Below are 14,732 nucleotides of genomic sequence, written 5' to 3' on the forward strand. Positions count from 1 at the left end.
CTGGATGTGGGGGAGGAGAATGAAAAGCGCCCGCGAGGGGGTTCCTCCGGGCGCAATTCTTCGATGATCAAGGGTTAGGTCAATGGGGGCAGGTCTGTCAACCGGAAAAGTGAAGCGGATTCAACAGCTTCTGACGAATTGGCTTCCAGGGGTGGCTTCTGGCCACCTGGCTTCCCAAGAGGTGGCTTCCTTGGCTTCCCGCCGGGAATCCACCCCGGCCAGATCGTGATTCCGCAAGCCGCTGATCTGACTCAGGAATTCCGGCATCAGGGCGCAAGGTGGCTTCCGCCTGGCTTCCCCGGTGAAAACGCCTCACGCTAGCGAACCGCCGCGCTGCGCCCCCCCGCATACGTTAGGGGCCGGGGAGGAACCAGAGGAGGGGGGAGGGGTGCAGGCTATGACTCGCCGAACCCCTGATCTTTCATGCGCCCGAGCGCATCGAGGGCATGTCGGGCCTGCAGGTCTGAGGGAACCCGGCGCGGCATGGATGCGCAGACTTCGAGGATCTGCATGTCCTTGGGCGTGAGACGTTTGCGTTCGCGCCCCCAAGCCAACACCTCTTTCCAGAAATCTGCACCCAAGGTCACCACCTCCGATTGGGCATTGATGCCCTCGGTCATTGCCTTCTTCGCCTTCTCTTCGCGCTTTGCCGCCTTGGCGGTATCCACAAGGGTCAGGCAGGTCTCGAAGTCATCGTCATAGTTCAGCGTTCGACCCTTCATCCCGTTCCAGCATGCCTGCTGTTTTGCCCATTCCGACATATTGCGAACACCTGCCGGAGGGTGAGTGATTACGTCGTTTGCCTCCGCGGCCGCCAGAAGTAGCGCTCGCTGGAGGGCATCGGGAACAGACTGCCGCCTCCAGATCGCGTCAAGGTCGAGGACCTGCTTCTCGCCATTGGCATCGTGGAACACCTTTGCCATGGCGTATGTAACAATATTGGCGCGATAGCCACCCTCGTACCACGGCTGCTTCGGAACCTCGGTCTCGAGCCAGCGAAACACGATCGCCTTCGAGATCAGCCGCTTGTACCAGAGCTCGTCATACCGGGCGTCGCTCCTGGACCATGCTTCGCCGATGTCCTTGGCGAATTCCGCGAAGTTCTTCTGGGCGCCACGGGAAACGATGTGCGGCTGGCCGACTGCCGAAAACTCGAACTTGGCGAGATCGGTCTTGCTGAAGAGCTGCGTTTTCGGGAACTCCAGATCGAACTTCTTCAGCTGGGCGGGTGTCAGTTTGGCGCGGGCGTTGATGAACTGCCCGCGCGAACGCTCGTAGAACCACTTGGTGTCGTGACGCTCGCCAGCACGCGCCGGGAAGAGGACGCTGCGCGAGAACTGTTCCATCCGGATGTGGAAGGGATGGTTCGAGAAGAAATCAGCAGCGTTCACCTTGTTCTGGGTGTTCGCGTATTCCGAGATCTTCGGCACGATGTCCTCGGACCTGTCGGGAGGAACGACGGTCAGTTTCATCTGCACGAAGACTTGCGGGAGCTGTTCCTTTGCGGACTTCAGCCCGGCGTGGATCGACCCGGTTGTCTGGGCGCCGTTGACGATCTGCAGGTTGCTGATCGAGGCGACAGCTAACCCGTCATCCGTTCTTACGCAGGACACGGCATCGGCAGTGGCTGACAGGCCGTTATTGTAAGGGAAGAAGAGCTCGGGTTCCTCCTTGATGGTCTTCTGGATGCCCTTGTTGGTCTTGGCCCTCGCCTGAAGGAAAGAACGGACGTTGGCTTCGAGAAGCCTAGCGCCCCACTTGTCATAGATCGCGGCCAACTGCTCCCCTGGCACGATTAGCAGATAGCTTTCGAGGGCAGCGCCAGACTGTGATGCCTTGAGCGCAGGAAGGGGCGCCCCGAAATCCTTGGCAAAGTCGATGACCATGTCCTCGCGGGCCTGTCCCGAGCGGTCGAACCGCTCGAAGCGTGCCAGATCCCAGACTGACCACGTAATCGGCACCTCGCCGATTTCTGCCAGTTTCACGGCATCGTCGCGGCCGATGTACTCCCGGTTGGAAATGAGGATCAATTTGACTTTCGTGACCTGCGACCAGGTCGTGATGATCAGGTCCGAGACTTGGAAGGCGGGGTTGGCCTCGTTCAAAGAGTCGCGGAATTCTTCGGTCTTTGCCTTCTTCAGAAAGCGGATCAGTGGGTTCAGGATCGGGGGCACATCCCCCTTGCCGAAGGTTTGGACAGAGTCACTGTCGGCAAAGTCACAGACGATCAGCCCAAGCACACCGTCGCCATCGCGTCCACCGCCGCTCGAGGCGGGTTTATCCAGAGCATAGCCTCTCGGATCACCCGCGTATCCGTCGATCCTTAGCCTTTGACCGCCATCGCCACTTTGGAAATAAGCTCGGTCAGCGGTTTCAAGTTCGCCAGCTTCGATCAACCGCTGGGTCATCTGGTCAAAGAAGGCCTCGACAGGAAAAATGCCACTGGCATCCGCTTCGCGGCGGATATCGGCCATCAGGTTCTGATGATACTCGTCGAGTTCGCTCATGTCTGGTCTGCTTCGTTCAGCTTTTCCCGCACCGTTCCCCACTCCGTCCGGAATGGCGTGCAGGCAGAAAGGGCGAGGGCGTAGGAAACAACCGAGACTCCGAGGGGCACGGGGGCGGCAATCCGGGGGAAGTCCTCGGTCACGGCATGAAAGTCGGGGGACGACACGATCCAGCGCCAGGATGAATAGTCGTGAAGGATGTCAAAACCGACGTCCGCCAGGTGCAGATCCCAATCCATGATGGCCGAAGGTTCGGTCCGTTCAAGAAGCTCGGTGACCTCCGAGACATACTCGGTCAGCGTCCGGCCGTGCGGCGGCTGCACCTTGTCGACGGCCAGCACTGCCAGCCATAGGCGCCGTTCCGGCACATCTGCCAGCTGGAACTCGTTCGTGATCTTCACGAAGGGCTGCGAGGCCCCGCGCCTAGCCTTGACCTCGATGCAGTTGGCCTTCAGCTCGAAATCCTTTGGTGCGCCAGAAGGCCCCGTCCAGGCGGTCAACGCCGGTTTGGCACCGAGCGTGGAAATCAGCAGCTTCAGGACTTCGATCTCGCCGATCAGGCCCTTCTGTGCTTCCTCCGAAAGCACTTCGAGTTTTCCGCCGCGAAGCAGGTAGTGCCAGCGGAAGGTGCGGCCGATAGCGCGTTCGAGGGCTTCAGCCTCGGTATCGGCAAGCTCGCCCGCCGCCATCACATCGCGGCACAGGGTCTCGAACAGTTCAAGCTGGGCGCTGTCCTTGAGCCGGATGTAGAGGATCGGGCCACCGGGCAGCGTCTGGAACCGGATTTCGAGGTTACGCAGCTTTGGCAGGTCTGGGGCGGGTTTCGGCAGGTTGGACAATTGCAGGACAAGGGCCACATCGGCCCGCGGCATCACTGCCCAGAACCAGTTCCACCGTGCCGATGCCGAAACCCGGCGCGTGTCCACCTTTCCGGCCTCGAGGCCGGACCATGGCGTGTCAGTCGGTATCACCGAGCGCCTCCTCCTCGATTTCGTCCTCGCCGAACATCTCGCGCATCCGGATGGTGTTGACGATGTATTCCACGGTGCCGCCCTGAACGTCGGATGGCGGGAAGCAGATGCTCCATGCCAGAACCAGTCCAGGCGATTTGGCCTTCAGTTCGTCAGGGACCACGGGTTCGACGAAACGGAGGATGATCAACGGGCGGCGCCCCCGGACCTCGCAGAAGATGCGGGGCGGAAGGGTTTCCGGAACAGGCTTGCCGTCCCGAATCCGCTCTTCACGAAAGGTATTGGTGGCCGCGTCGATCTGTTCCTTGGTCAGCCCGACACGCTCGTCGCCGGGCGAACCGACGCGCCTGCTGGTGCCGCTGATTGCGAGGACACCTTGGCGCAAATCCGGCTCACCGACTGATCGACCGAAGGCCCGCATGTCGATCCCGGACAGATCGGCGGGTGTCGCATCTGCCTTCTGTGCACTGGCGAAGAGGACGTCCCACTCCCTGAGCTCGGTGTCGGCGCGCGCATCTATGTAATCTGCCATCAGCCTCGGATCGGTGAGGGGATCAGAGGCATCGGCGCGGAATGCACGCAGGAAATCGCGGATCAGATCGACAGAGACGCCGCTGAAAAGGGTGCCGCGGGAAGGGTGTTGCGGTGCCAGCCCACTGGCCTTGATTGCCGCCGCCAGCGCCTGCCCGGCCTGTCGGTTGCGGTCCAGCTGATCGCGATCCGTACGGATGCGTGTCGTCTCGACCAGCTTGCCTGCGAGGCCGACCTTCATCGGGAACTCGCGCCCCGTGCCCATCTTGTTCCGTGCTGTCACGATAAGCGATTCCGGATGGCTGCGGACGGCCAGACCGAACTGCTCGGGCGTGGCCTTGGCCAGTTCCATGCGCTTCAGCTGGGTCTGCAGGTCGTCCATCGCCTCGTGGATATGGGCATACCAGCCAACGCCATCGGCAGGGATCCAGATCCGGCAAAGGTCCTCGTATCCGGGCCGGTAGCCGAACCAGCGGCCCATCTGCATCAGCGTGTCATACATCATCGAGTTCCGCAGGAAGTAGCTGATGGTCAGCCCTTCCAGCGTCAGTCCGCGCGAGAGGGAGAAGCCGCCGACGGCAATCACCGTCACGCCATGTTCCCCGCCCTGGTCGTAGTCGAGCGGCTGCGACCGCTTTGAGGCGTTGACCTCGACAACACGCGCGGCAACCAGCGCCTCATGCAGGCGAGCCTGGACGGTGGGCCAGTCCGCGCCCTCGGCCTCGGCGAACTCGGCCTCCCAGACCGCATGCAGGGCAGCAATCTCGGGGTTGCGTAGCGCTGCCTTGCCCTTGGCACCATCAACCGCGACCGCGTCTCGCATCCTGTCGACGACATCAGCCACCCGGGACCGCAACCGCCCTTGGACATCGGTAAAGCGTGAGGCGTTGATCAGCATCGAGGCATGCGCGCCCTGTTGGCCCCGGGCATTCCGGATCGCCCGCGCGACGATGAATGCGCGCACGGCACGGATGAGGCTTTCCGGCAGCACATCGACCGGATGGTCGATCTTGTGCTTCATCGGCAGGATGTCCTCATTGTCGCCGATCAGGCGGACATGCCGTTCTCGGGCATCAAGGAACACCTTCTGCGCCCCGAAGTAGTTCGACGGCGCGTCGAGGCCGATGATGAAGTGCCGCGGGAACAGGTCCTGCTTCAACGTCTCGTCATCGGTATCCGGGTCGATGAAGATGTTGGCGAAGGGCGTGGCCGTATAGCCGACGTAGCAACTGCGGTGGAACAGCGAAAGGAGCTCGCGGATCTGGCCATTGATGCGGGTCACCTCATCACGAGCATAGGCCGTGTTGATTGAGGCATTGTCGGCCTCGTCGTCGATTAGCAGCATGGGCTGGCTGACCATCTGGGTGCCCTGGTGGACGGAGTGTTCCTTCAGCCATTCCAGCAGGTTCTTCAGCGTGCTGGAGTTCTTCTTGATCACCAGCACGACGGGCACGTTGTATTGCCCGATCTGGCTGGTATTCGTTGTCGCCGTGGCCTTGTTGAAGTCGCGCAGTGTGTTGGTGAGCGACACTGGAAATTCGCGCTGATCGAACTGGCCGACACCGATGATCTTCTGGCGCTGCGCCTTGTTGGCATGGGCCAGCCGACCTGTGTCCCGGCCAATGAACCCCTCGTCGATGCGGGCCTGGGTCTGGTTCCGCAGGTTGTTGTGAATGCCCGCAATTACGACGATCAGGCGATAGCCCGCATCCGCCGCCTTGCAGATGAGCCCGGTGTAGTTTGCGGTCTTGCCGCTTTGCACATGGCCAACGACCATACCGCGGCGGCTCCATGGGCTCAGGTTGCGCGGATCGCCCAGACGATCCAGCACCCGATCCGTAACCTCGTCCGTCGCGTCGATCACCGACTTCGGCAGTCCCTTCAGGTTCAGGAGCTTGCGATACCTGCCCCAGTAGAAATCCCCGATCTCGCCGTTGATCCGGGCGTCATGCAGCCAAGGGCGGAAGTCCTCGGCATCGACGATGGCGCCGAAGCCCATGCTGATCCCGTATTTCTCCTCGATCAGGCGTGCGAGTTCCTCTGCGTCACCATCTTCGACCTGGTCCGCGAACATCGGCATGACACGCAGTTGGGCGATGATCTCCCGGATCGACTGGGCTGTGTGGGGGCCGGGCTGCGACGCCATGTACATGGACGTCATGCCCTCGAGGCTGCTCAGGATCTGCTTCACTTGTCTTCCTTCGTCTCGATCGTCGCCTCGATGATGCGTTCCGTATCTTCCCAAGCCGATCTGAACGGATCGACGTCCTTCATCAGTGCCTTGATTTCTTTGATGTCCTTGCGCGCGCCCAGAAGGACGGAGAGGGTTGCCTGCACGGCTTGGGCAAGCGCGTCTTCGTCCACCCGATCCGGAACGATCTGTTCGGCCGTGCCTGCCATGTCTGCGTGCAACGTTTCGATGGGCAATGACGCCCCGACCAGAGCAATGCAGTTGAAGAAGCCGCGCCTGAGGTCCGGGGGCAGGCTTTCGGCGAAATCGGCAAACGCTGGGTGTTCGATGTTCGGGCGGTAGCGTATCTGCCCATCTGCCTGAATCCTATGCCACATGGGCAGCCGTTCATGATCGACGAGCTTCTGTCCCCGCTTGCTGTAGGTGCGCTTCGAACCGGCGAGAATGCGTTCGATGATCTTTTTCAGCCGATCGCGCACGACTGGCGGAAGCTGTGCCGAGGATTTCTTGACGTCGATCTTCCAGTCAGCGTCCATGCTGTTGGGAATGTCGATTCTGACCCGAGACAGTTTTGTCAATTCCGATTGGCGGCACAGACTGAACCAGGTTCCGTACAGGATCAGACGCTTGCCGCGATAGAGATAGAAGCCCTGCGATTTCAGGTGACCTTCCGGCCCGCCGATATCCTCCCAGTCCGCCTTGGACATCTGCTTGTGATGGGGAAGCGTGAAGCTCTGGATCTCCACATCTCCCCTGATAAGGGTCAGCTTTTCTTCCGGGTCTGAAATGGTCGCGGGGTTCTTTCGGGCAAACGGATCAAGGGGACGAAGGAGTCGCCCGTTCAGGAGAATGCGCAGCGGTTTGGCATCCTCCATGAACCGATGAAACACGAGGCGCAGGTGACGCTCGGTTTCCGCGATCCTCTGGTTGATGACCTCCGCGCGTTTGGCGGCATTGTGGGAATAGCCGCCAGTCAGTCGGTCAAGTTTCTGCCATAGCACGAGAGTACCCTGCTGCCCCATCTTCTCGATGCCAGGGATGAGATCGAAATGATCGGGCAGTTGCACAGCCCATTCGTTCCGCTCGGCGACGTCATCAAGATCCCAGATCGCTGCGCTGGTCTGCCCGGCACGCCGGGAAACGATCGTCAGCCGACGGCACTGGGAGAAGCTGGCGCTCTTCAGGCCGAGGCCGAACCGACCGAGGTCCGGTTCATCACGTGTGGCCAGAGGGTTCCTGCTGCCGGGTCGCATTGCTGCGACAAGTTCGTCTTCGGTCATGCCCATGCCATCGTCGATGATCGCGATGTAGGGTTCGTCCGAATAGGTCTCTGTGACGATCTCGATCCGATGGGCGCCCGCGGTGATGGAATTGTCGATGATGTCTGAAATGGCCGTTTCGAGAGAATAACCGATATCCCTCAGACCCTCGATCAATGCCGCGGCGTGAGGAGTGGCATCTGCCCGTCTTGAAACAACAATTTCCTGCATGCGAACCCTTGGCAGTACGATCTCGATCTACTCTTGCGCGAACGGATCGTCGTTACAAGGTGCGCGAAGTGCTTCAGAGGTTGAAGGTGTCCGGTTTTGTCAGGGATGCGTGGATGAGCGCTGCAATCTGTCTTGCTAGGAATGGTGGGACCGCATTTCCGACCTGGACATACTGCTGTGTCCGGTTACCGAGGAAGAGATAGTCGTCCGGGAAGGTCTGCAGCCGCGCTGCCTCGCGCACCGTCAGGCTGCGGCATTGCAGCGGGTCCGGGTGGATGAAATAGTGCCCGTCCTTCGAGATGTGGCTGGTAACCGTCGTCGAAGGCTCGTGTGCAAGCTGGACGCGAAAGCGGTCGTTGAAGACACCGCTGTGCCAGTTACGGTGATCCGGGCTTAGGGCTAGCGGGAAGTCGGCCGCCTTCGGGCTGTAACCACGCACCTTGCCGAAGACTGCGGCAAACAGGTAGCGGCCGAGGTCCGAGGCCATATGACCCCTGGTTTCGTGCTGGGCCAGTGCGTGCAAGCCGGGACGCTCCAGCCAGCGCATCATGTCGTCATTCGAAGTTCCATAGGCGGCAGGAAGCATGGAGGAGGAGCGGCAGGTTTCGGCGCCGTGCTTCAGGACTTCCCTGATCTCGCGGAATTCCGATGCGATGGTACCGTCTTCGTCGCCCTTGGAAATCTTCGCGAGCAGTTTGGCGAACCCTTCGACCTCCTTTCTCCATGCCTCGGCGGTGTCTGACGCGCGGCTGATGCCGCTGCGCAGAGGCGGCATGTTGCCGATGGTCTCATCGACCGTGCGGGTAGTGCCCGACACCGCGATGCTTGCGCCGGATGCTCGGGTTGCCAAATCCGACCTGATGCCGACGATGATGACGCGATGGCGGCGCTGCGGAACACCGAATTGTTCGGCACGCACGATGAAGTCGGATGGCTGTGCCGCCTCTTGCAGGGTGGCCATACCGTCCGCAAGGCGGATCGCCCGAAGCTCGTAGTGATGGCCGTGACCCGTGCCCAGGGAAGCCAGGTCTTCCATCAGCATCTCGAAGACCAGTCGGCTTTCGACGGTCGAGGACAGCATGCCCTTGACGTTTTCCATGACGAAAGCGGCCGGGCGAAGTTCTTTCAGCACCCGGATGTATTCGCGGAAAAGGTAATGCCGGTGGTCTTCCTCTGGGACGTAGTCCGTCTTGCCGCGCGAACGGGCCCGCCCGACCAGCGAATAGGCCTGACAGGGTGGACCGCCGATCAGGATCGTGTCGTCGAAGCTCTGTCGCAGCCGACCGATAGCCTCATCGATGGCTGTTGCGGCTGCATCACTGCCAAGCTCAAGACAGCGAGCTTCTGTCGTCGCCTCTGTCCATGCTGCGGCGTCTACCTCTGACCAGTCCGGTTCGTCCGTCACACCGGCATGAAACTTCACGAAGGCTTCCGGAAGGGCGTCGTGTCGCGAAACATGGTCACGCAGAAAGGCGCGCAGCCGCAGCGTCCGATGTGCCGATGCCTCTTTCTCTACCGAAATCCCGATGTGGAATGGGTGCTGCCCGCCAACATCAAGCGAGGCGAATCCCTCTCCAAGGCCGCCTGGACCTGCAAACAGATCGACAATGCCGAAAGTGGCTGGCAAATCAGAGACCTCTCGAATTCGGATCACTGGCTGTATACCAGGTCCATCGGCCGAGGCCAGGAGGCAAATGACCGACATCGTCGACAGCCAGACCCGTTCCCGGATGATGGCTGGCATCCGCGGAAAGGATACGAAGCCGGAACTGGTGCTCCGGCGGTCCCTGCACGCGCTGGGCTTCCGCTACCGCCTCCATGCGAAAGGCATACCCGGCAAGCCGGATCTTGTGCTGCCGAAATACAAGGCCGTCATTTTCGTGCACGGGTGCTTCTGGCACCGGCACCCGGGCTGCCGTTACGCAAGCACTCCGGCAACACGCCCGGAGTTCTGGGCATCGAAGTTCATCGCGAATGTGATGCGGGACGGGGCAGTTCGATCGGCTTTGTTGCTGGCCGGTTGGAGGGTTGCGACAATCTGGGAATGCGCCTTGCGAACCGAGGCTGGTGTTGCAGCAGTCCGGGACGTCGTTTCGGGATGGCTTCATGGTGATGGTCGAGAGCTTGAAGTCGGAGAGGCGGATATTGGGGCGCCCAAACACAGGAGAAGCGGCCCGGTAGGGTCTGAACGGACATGAAAGGTCCGAGCGTGGGTCGGACAGTCCGGAGCTGCGATATGACGGTCCGTCTGACATGTCACCGGCTCCCCTCCCACGGCCGCGGCTTCGGCATCGCCCCTGTCACCTCAACCTCCCGCAACATCCCGCCCGCAATCAGCCCGTCCCGAACCCAGCTCAGCGCCTGCCACCAGTCGTCATAGCCACGCCGGGCGGCCCTGATCTGCTGCGGGTGGGGGGAGAAGGTGACCGGACAGGCCAGGATGTCGATGGTCTTCCATGTGGCACGGGCGCCCGGACCACGAACCCGGATGCGCTCCGTGCCTACGACGATGGCGCCCGCATGCGTGCCATGCTGGTTCTGCTTCACGATGCTGGGCACGCAGCGCGGCACGGCGCCGGGCATCCAGTCGGGCGTCAGCCCGGCGCGGGCCAGTTCGGCGACGCGGATCGCCATGCGCTTGCCGCCGAGGCTGTCGGGGATCCCGGCGACAGTGGCGGCGATGACCTCAGCGTCCTCGTGGGTGTAGCCGCCGATCTTGTGCTGGCCACCGTCGATCTTGCAGCCCAGCACGGCGCGCTGGAGCAGGACGTATTCCAGGCCGAAGCCGAAGCCTTCCTCGGTGATGTCCGCGGGCAGCGGCAGTTCCAGCTGCGCCTGTTCGATCCGGAACGCCCATTCCAGCGCCGCCTGCACGCCCAACGCACGTTGAATGGCTCGACTGCCCGCACGGCCGATCGGTCGTTGCAGTGTCATCGAACACCTCGCTCGCGCATGCGTTCGGCCGTCACCAACCCACGTGCCAGCATGGCATCGCGCATCGTGTTGCTGATCGCGCTGACCGGCAGGTAGCGGTCGGAGTTGACCAGTTCGGCGTAGAAGGCGGGGAGGTCGGTGATCGGCTTCGCGGCCGGGGCAGGGGCCGTTTTGGGCTTGCGCTGTTTCCGCCCTGCATCCTCGACCTTGCGCTGGGCCGCCCTTTGCATCACCCGGTCCAGCGCCTTCGGCCCATCGGGCGGTTCAGGATGTTCCTGGCGGCTTGCCTCGGCCGCGGCGATGATCTCCGCCTCGGTCAGCCCCAGTTCGTCGCGCCAGCGCTGGACGTGCAGCCGGGGCGGCCAGCCTTGCCACCAGCCGGGCAGGGCGTCGGTGTCGAGGCCCAGCGCTGTCAGCAGGTCCCCGAAAACCTCATCGGACACGCCTTCGCGCGCCTGCGCGCCCTCCTCCTCCTTTACTGGTTTACTTAGAGGTTCCCTTACAGGGTTAGTGTCCGGATTTCGGACACGGCTTTCGGCATTTTCCGGACACGGGTCGGCCGGAAAATCGGACACGGCTTGCGCGCCAAACCCGTGTCCGAAAGCCGGACACGGCAGGGCATCGGCCATGCCGCCGACGTCGCAACCATAGGCACCGTCGAAGCTTTCCGCACCGTCGTCGTCCCCGTGTCCGATTTCCGGACACGGCACCACAGCCACGGGTGTGAAGCCCGGCTCAAACCCCAGGATGTAGCGGGTGGGCAGCTGGCGCTTGGTCACGGGATCGAGCCGCGGCACCCGCCGCAGCAGGCCTACGGCCTCGAGCTGGCCGAGGTGGTCGTTCAGCGTCGACCGGCTGATCTCGCAGTCATGCGCCAGGCGGTCCTGCGAGGGGAAACAGCCGTAGTCCGGGTTGAAGCGGTCGCAAAGATGCCAGAGCACGATCTTCGTCGTGGGCTTCAACCCGCGCTGCTTGATGGCCCAGTTGGTGGCCTCGTGGCTCATGGCGCGGGCCTCCGCGGGGCAGGCGCGATGCGCGTTGTGAAGCCGTGATCCGCCAGCGCGCCCAGCGCGTCGTCGAGACTGCGCACCAGCGCCCAGCCGAACCCCTGCGCCTGCACCGCATCGCGGAACGCCTCCTGCTCCGGCCGCAGCCGCCCCTTCGGTGCCTTCAGTTCGAGGAACAGTACGCGGCCGTCGCTCAGGACCATCAGGTCCGCGAACCCGGCATGCACGCCCATGCCGACGAGGATCGCCTGGCGCTTGGCCCCACGGGGCCCGGCCTCGGTCACCTCGTTGGCGCAGTGATGGATGATGGCGGTGCGGGGCAGGGCGATGCGCAGCGCCTGCACGACGGAACGCTGCAGATCGGCCTCGGGGGTGCCGCGGCGCTTCATCGGCGGACCTCTGGGTCGAGGGCCTGAGCGCGGCGATGGCGAGCCGGGCATCGGGCCTCGATCGCGAAGAGCAGGGCCCGCGCATCGCGGCGTTCGCGCTCCGACTGGCCGTGGGTGGTCAGCACCTGACAGGCAAGGCGGACGAGGTGATCGGAATGGCGCGCGACATTGGCGACGACGGTGCGCGCCTCAGCCAAGCGCTGCGCGCGCCAGGCGGGATCGACAGCAGGGCGCCGGGCGGGGCGATGCGGGGCAACCATCAGCGCCGGCCCCGGGTCTTCGGCGCGGGGCGGACCTGCTCCTGCGCGCGGATCCACGCCTCGACCGAGGTGCGCCGATAGAACACCTTGCGCCCGATGCGGGTGCAGGGCGGGCCTTCGTGGCGGGCTTCCCACCTAGCGAGGGTGTCGCTGGCAACGCCCAACTCACCCGCAAGCTGGTCGCGGCTGATCCATTCCGCGAGGAGGTTCAGGGGCTGGCCCTCGGGGGCAGCGGTCGTGGTCTGCATCTCGTACTCCCATCCAGTTCCCGGTCGATGCCGGAGACGGGACGAGGCAAGCAGAGCAGTGGGACCGGAACCTAGGCGGAGACCGGAACGGACAGGCAAAGAGCCATTCCGGCCCAAGTTTCATTGGAGATTTGCGGCCTGACCGGAATCCGGAATTGCAGATGCGCCCAGTGCCATTCCGCCATTTCCGGTGATGTTGGGCGCGTTGATTCTGCGGATCGGCGCGGATCGCCGCCTCGATCTGCATTCATCGGCAGAAGGCAGGGAATCTGGTCCGGAAGCGGACATCGGCCGTTCCGGCGCGTCCTGCGGTATGGTGTCAGGGCAGGGCGGGGAAATCGGCGCGACGGTGCGCCTCGACCATGGCGCGCAGTTCTGGTGGCGAGATCACCTCGACAGCGTCGCCCCACTTGTAGAGGTGCCATGCCATCTCCAGCCACCCTCCGGCGGTGAAGCGGACGGTCAGGCTGCCGTCGGCCTCGGTCGTCACCTCCTGGTCGGGATGAAACAGGAAATCCCGCGCAACAGGCGCCGCCGCAGGCGAGAACCGCCATTCGACCGGGGCAAGCTCTGCCTCGGAATGGAACGACCCAAAGGCTCGGGCAGCATGAGCCCGCAGGTCGAAATCCGGGTCGCGCTTGAAGGAGGACGGCATCAGCTGGGCCTTGCGGATCCGGTCCAGTCGGAAATGGCGATAGGTCGTTCCGTTCCCGATCTCGCGGGCGATCAGGTATCCGCGCATGCCGAACAGCACGCCATAGGGCTCGATCTGCCTCGACCGCGGGCTGGCATCCTGTGCCCCGGCATAATCGATCTGCATCGTAAACGGGCCCTTGAGCGCCGTTTCGATGGCTCCGAGGATCAGAGGGTCGTATTTGGCCCGAGGGCCAGGGCGGCAAGCATGGCCACGGGCTTCCAGCACCGCCTCAGCATCCGCCTCGGCGCGGCGTGCGTGGGAAGACGGCATGGTGGCCAGAAGCCGGTCCCGCAGCGAGGTCAGCGCCGAAACCTCGGTCGCGGCGCCGTCCCGCTCGGCGCGGCGAATGCCCATCTCCAGCGCCGACAATTCGCTGTCCCGAATGCCCTGCCCATGGAGCAGTTTCTGTTCGTTCAGCTTCCACCATTTGCGCCGGTCCTTGTCGATGCGGATCTCGACCATGGGAAAGGCCGCCTCCAGCGCCTTGGACATGCGCTGCGCGGTACGAAGGTTCACGCCAAAGGTTTCGGTGATCTGCACCAGGCTGATTCCGTCCGCCTGCGCCGCCGCCACTTCTGCCAGCCGCATGATGTCGATGGCCTTGCCCAGACGCTTGTTCACACTTCTTGATCCCTGACCGAACCTGTCAGGGTGAGATAGTGCAAATTCGCGCGAAAGGCGAGTAGCCTGAACCTGTCAGATCAAGGCGATTCCCATGATCCCCGACGGCCAATGACGGGCAATCAGCCCGAACAATAACGCACGCCTGCGGGAGGGGCGGGGAAATGGTGCCGACATCCAGATACGCGCCGACAAGTCTCTGTTTGCAAACAGCATCCCTGCCGCATGCCTTTCTGACCTGGGTTTTATCGATTGCAGAAAGGAGACCGCCGCGATGAACCTGCCGCCCCGCCCGTTCTATTCCCTGACCGAGATTTCTGCTCGCTGGGGTTGCACTGCTGCCGATGTCGCCGGGTGGTCCGCGACCGGCCTTCTCTCGCTGAACACCAGCATCGCTTCGGTCATCTGCGGCAGGCAGCCCGTGGCGGGAATCGTCCAGGTGAGCGCGGCCGACATGATGCGGATGTTCCGTCGTCATGGGCCGAGCGACGAGGAATGCCGCGTCTACCGGATCCGGCTGCCGGGAACCACCGAGTGGCAATTCATCACCGATCCGACCGATGGGGTTCTGGTGAAGATCACCGACCTGCTGCTGCTGGCCGACGAGGTCCACAAGTTCGAGGACGAGCGCGATCTGCTGCGGCGCCCGGCATCGCCGCCGGGATCCGCGCCGCGCTACGATTGGGATGGGGTAAACCTGATGCTGTTCCGCCGCATCAACGAACGCGGCCTTCCCGCGACGCAAGGCGAACTAATCAACGAGGTGCAGGATTGGTTCGCCCAGAACTCGCCCAACGGGGACATCCCCGAGGAAAGCACCACCCGCAAGAAGATCGCGCCGATCTGGCGGGTGCTGCGCGAGCGGGATTGACCGGCGGCGCGGCGT

13 protein-coding genes are annotated in these 14,732 nt (G+C 63.0%); 2 read left to right on the forward strand and 11 right to left on the reverse strand.

All coding sequences use genetic code 11. The features are described from left to right. Positions 1 to 395: 395 nt before the first annotated feature. From ASV56_RS14060 to ASV56_RS14080, 5 genes are all read right to left on the reverse strand, one after another. Positions 396 to 2,507 carry an AIPR family protein gene (locus ASV56_RS14060; protein WP_062562676.1) on the reverse strand — a complete coding sequence of 704 codons (2,112 nt, stop codon included), beginning with the start codon at positions 2,505 to 2,507 and terminating at the stop codon, positions 396 to 398. Next, the gene (locus tag ASV56_RS14065; protein WP_062562677.1) at positions 2,504 to 3,478 is read right to left on the reverse strand and encodes a PD-(D/E)XK motif protein; all 975 of its coding nucleotides are present in this window, start codon (positions 3,476 to 3,478) and stop codon (positions 2,504 to 2,506) included. Before ASV56_RS14065 ends, ASV56_RS14060 begins: the two co-directional genes overlap by 4 nt. Beyond that, a complete protein-coding gene (locus ASV56_RS14070; RefSeq protein WP_216635393.1) occupies positions 3,465 to 6,200 on the reverse strand; it encodes a Z1 domain-containing protein in 2,736 nt (911 codons plus the stop codon). The genes ASV56_RS14065 and ASV56_RS14070 overlap by 14 nt, the downstream gene beginning before the upstream one ends. Continuing rightward, positions 6,197 to 7,690, reverse strand: coding sequence for an ATP-binding protein (locus tag ASV56_RS14075; RefSeq protein WP_062562678.1), 1,494 nt, complete (start codon positions 7,688 to 7,690; stop codon positions 6,197 to 6,199). The genes ASV56_RS14070 and ASV56_RS14075 overlap by 4 nt, the downstream gene beginning before the upstream one ends. Before the next feature lie 73 nt (positions 7,691 to 7,763). Then, on the reverse strand, positions 7,764 to 9,317 hold the full coding sequence (locus ASV56_RS14080) for a DNA cytosine methyltransferase (RefSeq protein ID WP_156429174.1): 1,554 nt from the start codon (positions 9,315 to 9,317) through the stop codon (positions 7,764 to 7,766). A gap of 67 nt (positions 9,318 to 9,384) precedes the next feature. Here ASV56_RS14080 and ASV56_RS22855 point away from each other — a divergent pair, with 67 nt between their 5' ends. Beyond that, positions 9,385 to 9,888: a very short patch repair endonuclease gene (locus tag ASV56_RS22855; RefSeq protein ID WP_082724840.1), complete on the forward strand. Its 504-nt coding sequence runs from the start codon at positions 9,385 to 9,387 to the stop codon at positions 9,886 to 9,888. A gap of 58 nt (positions 9,889 to 9,946) precedes the next feature. Here ASV56_RS22855 and ASV56_RS14085 read toward each other — a convergent pair whose 3' ends face one another. The 6 genes from ASV56_RS14085 to ASV56_RS14110 form a co-directional block, all read right to left on the reverse strand. Then, positions 9,947 to 10,624, reverse strand: coding sequence for a hypothetical protein (locus ASV56_RS14085; RefSeq protein ID WP_062562680.1), 678 nt, complete (start codon positions 10,622 to 10,624; stop codon positions 9,947 to 9,949). After that, positions 10,621 to 11,628, reverse strand: coding sequence for a helix-turn-helix domain-containing protein (locus ASV56_RS14090; RefSeq protein ID WP_062562681.1), 1,008 nt, complete (start codon positions 11,626 to 11,628; stop codon positions 10,621 to 10,623). The genes ASV56_RS14085 and ASV56_RS14090 overlap by 4 nt, the downstream gene beginning before the upstream one ends. After that, positions 11,625 to 12,020, reverse strand: a complete 396-nt coding sequence (locus ASV56_RS14095) for a VRR-NUC domain-containing protein (RefSeq protein WP_062562682.1) — start codon at positions 12,018 to 12,020, stop codon at positions 11,625 to 11,627. Before ASV56_RS14095 ends, ASV56_RS14090 begins: the two co-directional genes overlap by 4 nt. Then, the gene (locus ASV56_RS14100; RefSeq protein ID WP_253880047.1) at positions 12,017 to 12,217 is read right to left on the reverse strand and encodes a hypothetical protein; all 201 of its coding nucleotides are present in this window, start codon (positions 12,215 to 12,217) and stop codon (positions 12,017 to 12,019) included. The genes ASV56_RS14095 and ASV56_RS14100 overlap by 4 nt, the downstream gene beginning before the upstream one ends. Positions 12,218 to 12,279: 62 nt before the next feature. Next, positions 12,280 to 12,528, reverse strand: coding sequence for a helix-turn-helix transcriptional regulator (locus ASV56_RS14105; RefSeq protein ID WP_062562684.1), 249 nt, complete (start codon positions 12,526 to 12,528; stop codon positions 12,280 to 12,282). A gap of 319 nt (positions 12,529 to 12,847) precedes the next feature. Continuing rightward, on the reverse strand, positions 12,848 to 13,846 hold the full coding sequence (locus ASV56_RS14110; protein ID WP_062562685.1) for a helix-turn-helix transcriptional regulator: 999 nt from the start codon (positions 13,844 to 13,846) through the stop codon (positions 12,848 to 12,850). 274 nt (positions 13,847 to 14,120) lie between these two features. Here ASV56_RS14110 and ASV56_RS14115 point away from each other — a divergent pair, with 274 nt between their 5' ends. Then, positions 14,121 to 14,717: a hypothetical protein gene (locus tag ASV56_RS14115; RefSeq protein WP_062562686.1), complete on the forward strand. Its 597-nt coding sequence runs from the start codon at positions 14,121 to 14,123 to the stop codon at positions 14,715 to 14,717. Positions 14,718 to 14,732 lie beyond the last annotated feature (15 nt).

The organism is Paracoccus aminovorans (assembly GCF_001546115.1).
GTDB lineage: Bacteria > Pseudomonadota > Alphaproteobacteria > Rhodobacterales > Rhodobacteraceae > Paracoccus > Paracoccus aminovorans_B.

Excerpts from the sequence above, each read along its gene's own strand:
- ASV56_RS14095 (WP_062562682.1), bottom strand. The coding sequence starts at position 12,020 with ATGAAGCGCCGCGGCACCCCCGAGGCCGATCTGCAGCGTTCCGTCGTG.
- ASV56_RS14075 (WP_062562678.1), bottom strand. The coding sequence starts at position 7,690 with ATGCAGGAAATTGTTGTTTCAAGACGGGCAGATGCCACTCCTCACGCC.
- ASV56_RS14090 (WP_062562681.1), bottom strand. The coding sequence starts at position 11,628 with ATGAGCCACGAGGCCACCAACTGGGCCATCAAGCAGCGCGGGTTGAAG.
- ASV56_RS14060 (WP_062562676.1), bottom strand. The coding sequence starts at position 2,507 with ATGAGCGAACTCGACGAGTATCATCAGAACCTGATGGCCGATATCCGC.
- ASV56_RS22855 (WP_082724840.1), top strand. The coding sequence starts at position 9,385 with ATGACCGACATCGTCGACAGCCAGACCCGTTCCCGGATGATGGCTGGC.
- ASV56_RS14085 (WP_062562680.1), bottom strand. The coding sequence starts at position 10,624 with ATGACACTGCAACGACCGATCGGCCGTGCGGGCAGTCGAGCCATTCAA.
- ASV56_RS14105 (WP_062562684.1), bottom strand. The coding sequence starts at position 12,528 with ATGCAGACCACGACCGCTGCCCCCGAGGGCCAGCCCCTGAACCTCCTC.
- ASV56_RS14115 (WP_062562686.1), top strand. The coding sequence starts at position 14,121 with ATGAACCTGCCGCCCCGCCCGTTCTATTCCCTGACCGAGATTTCTGCT.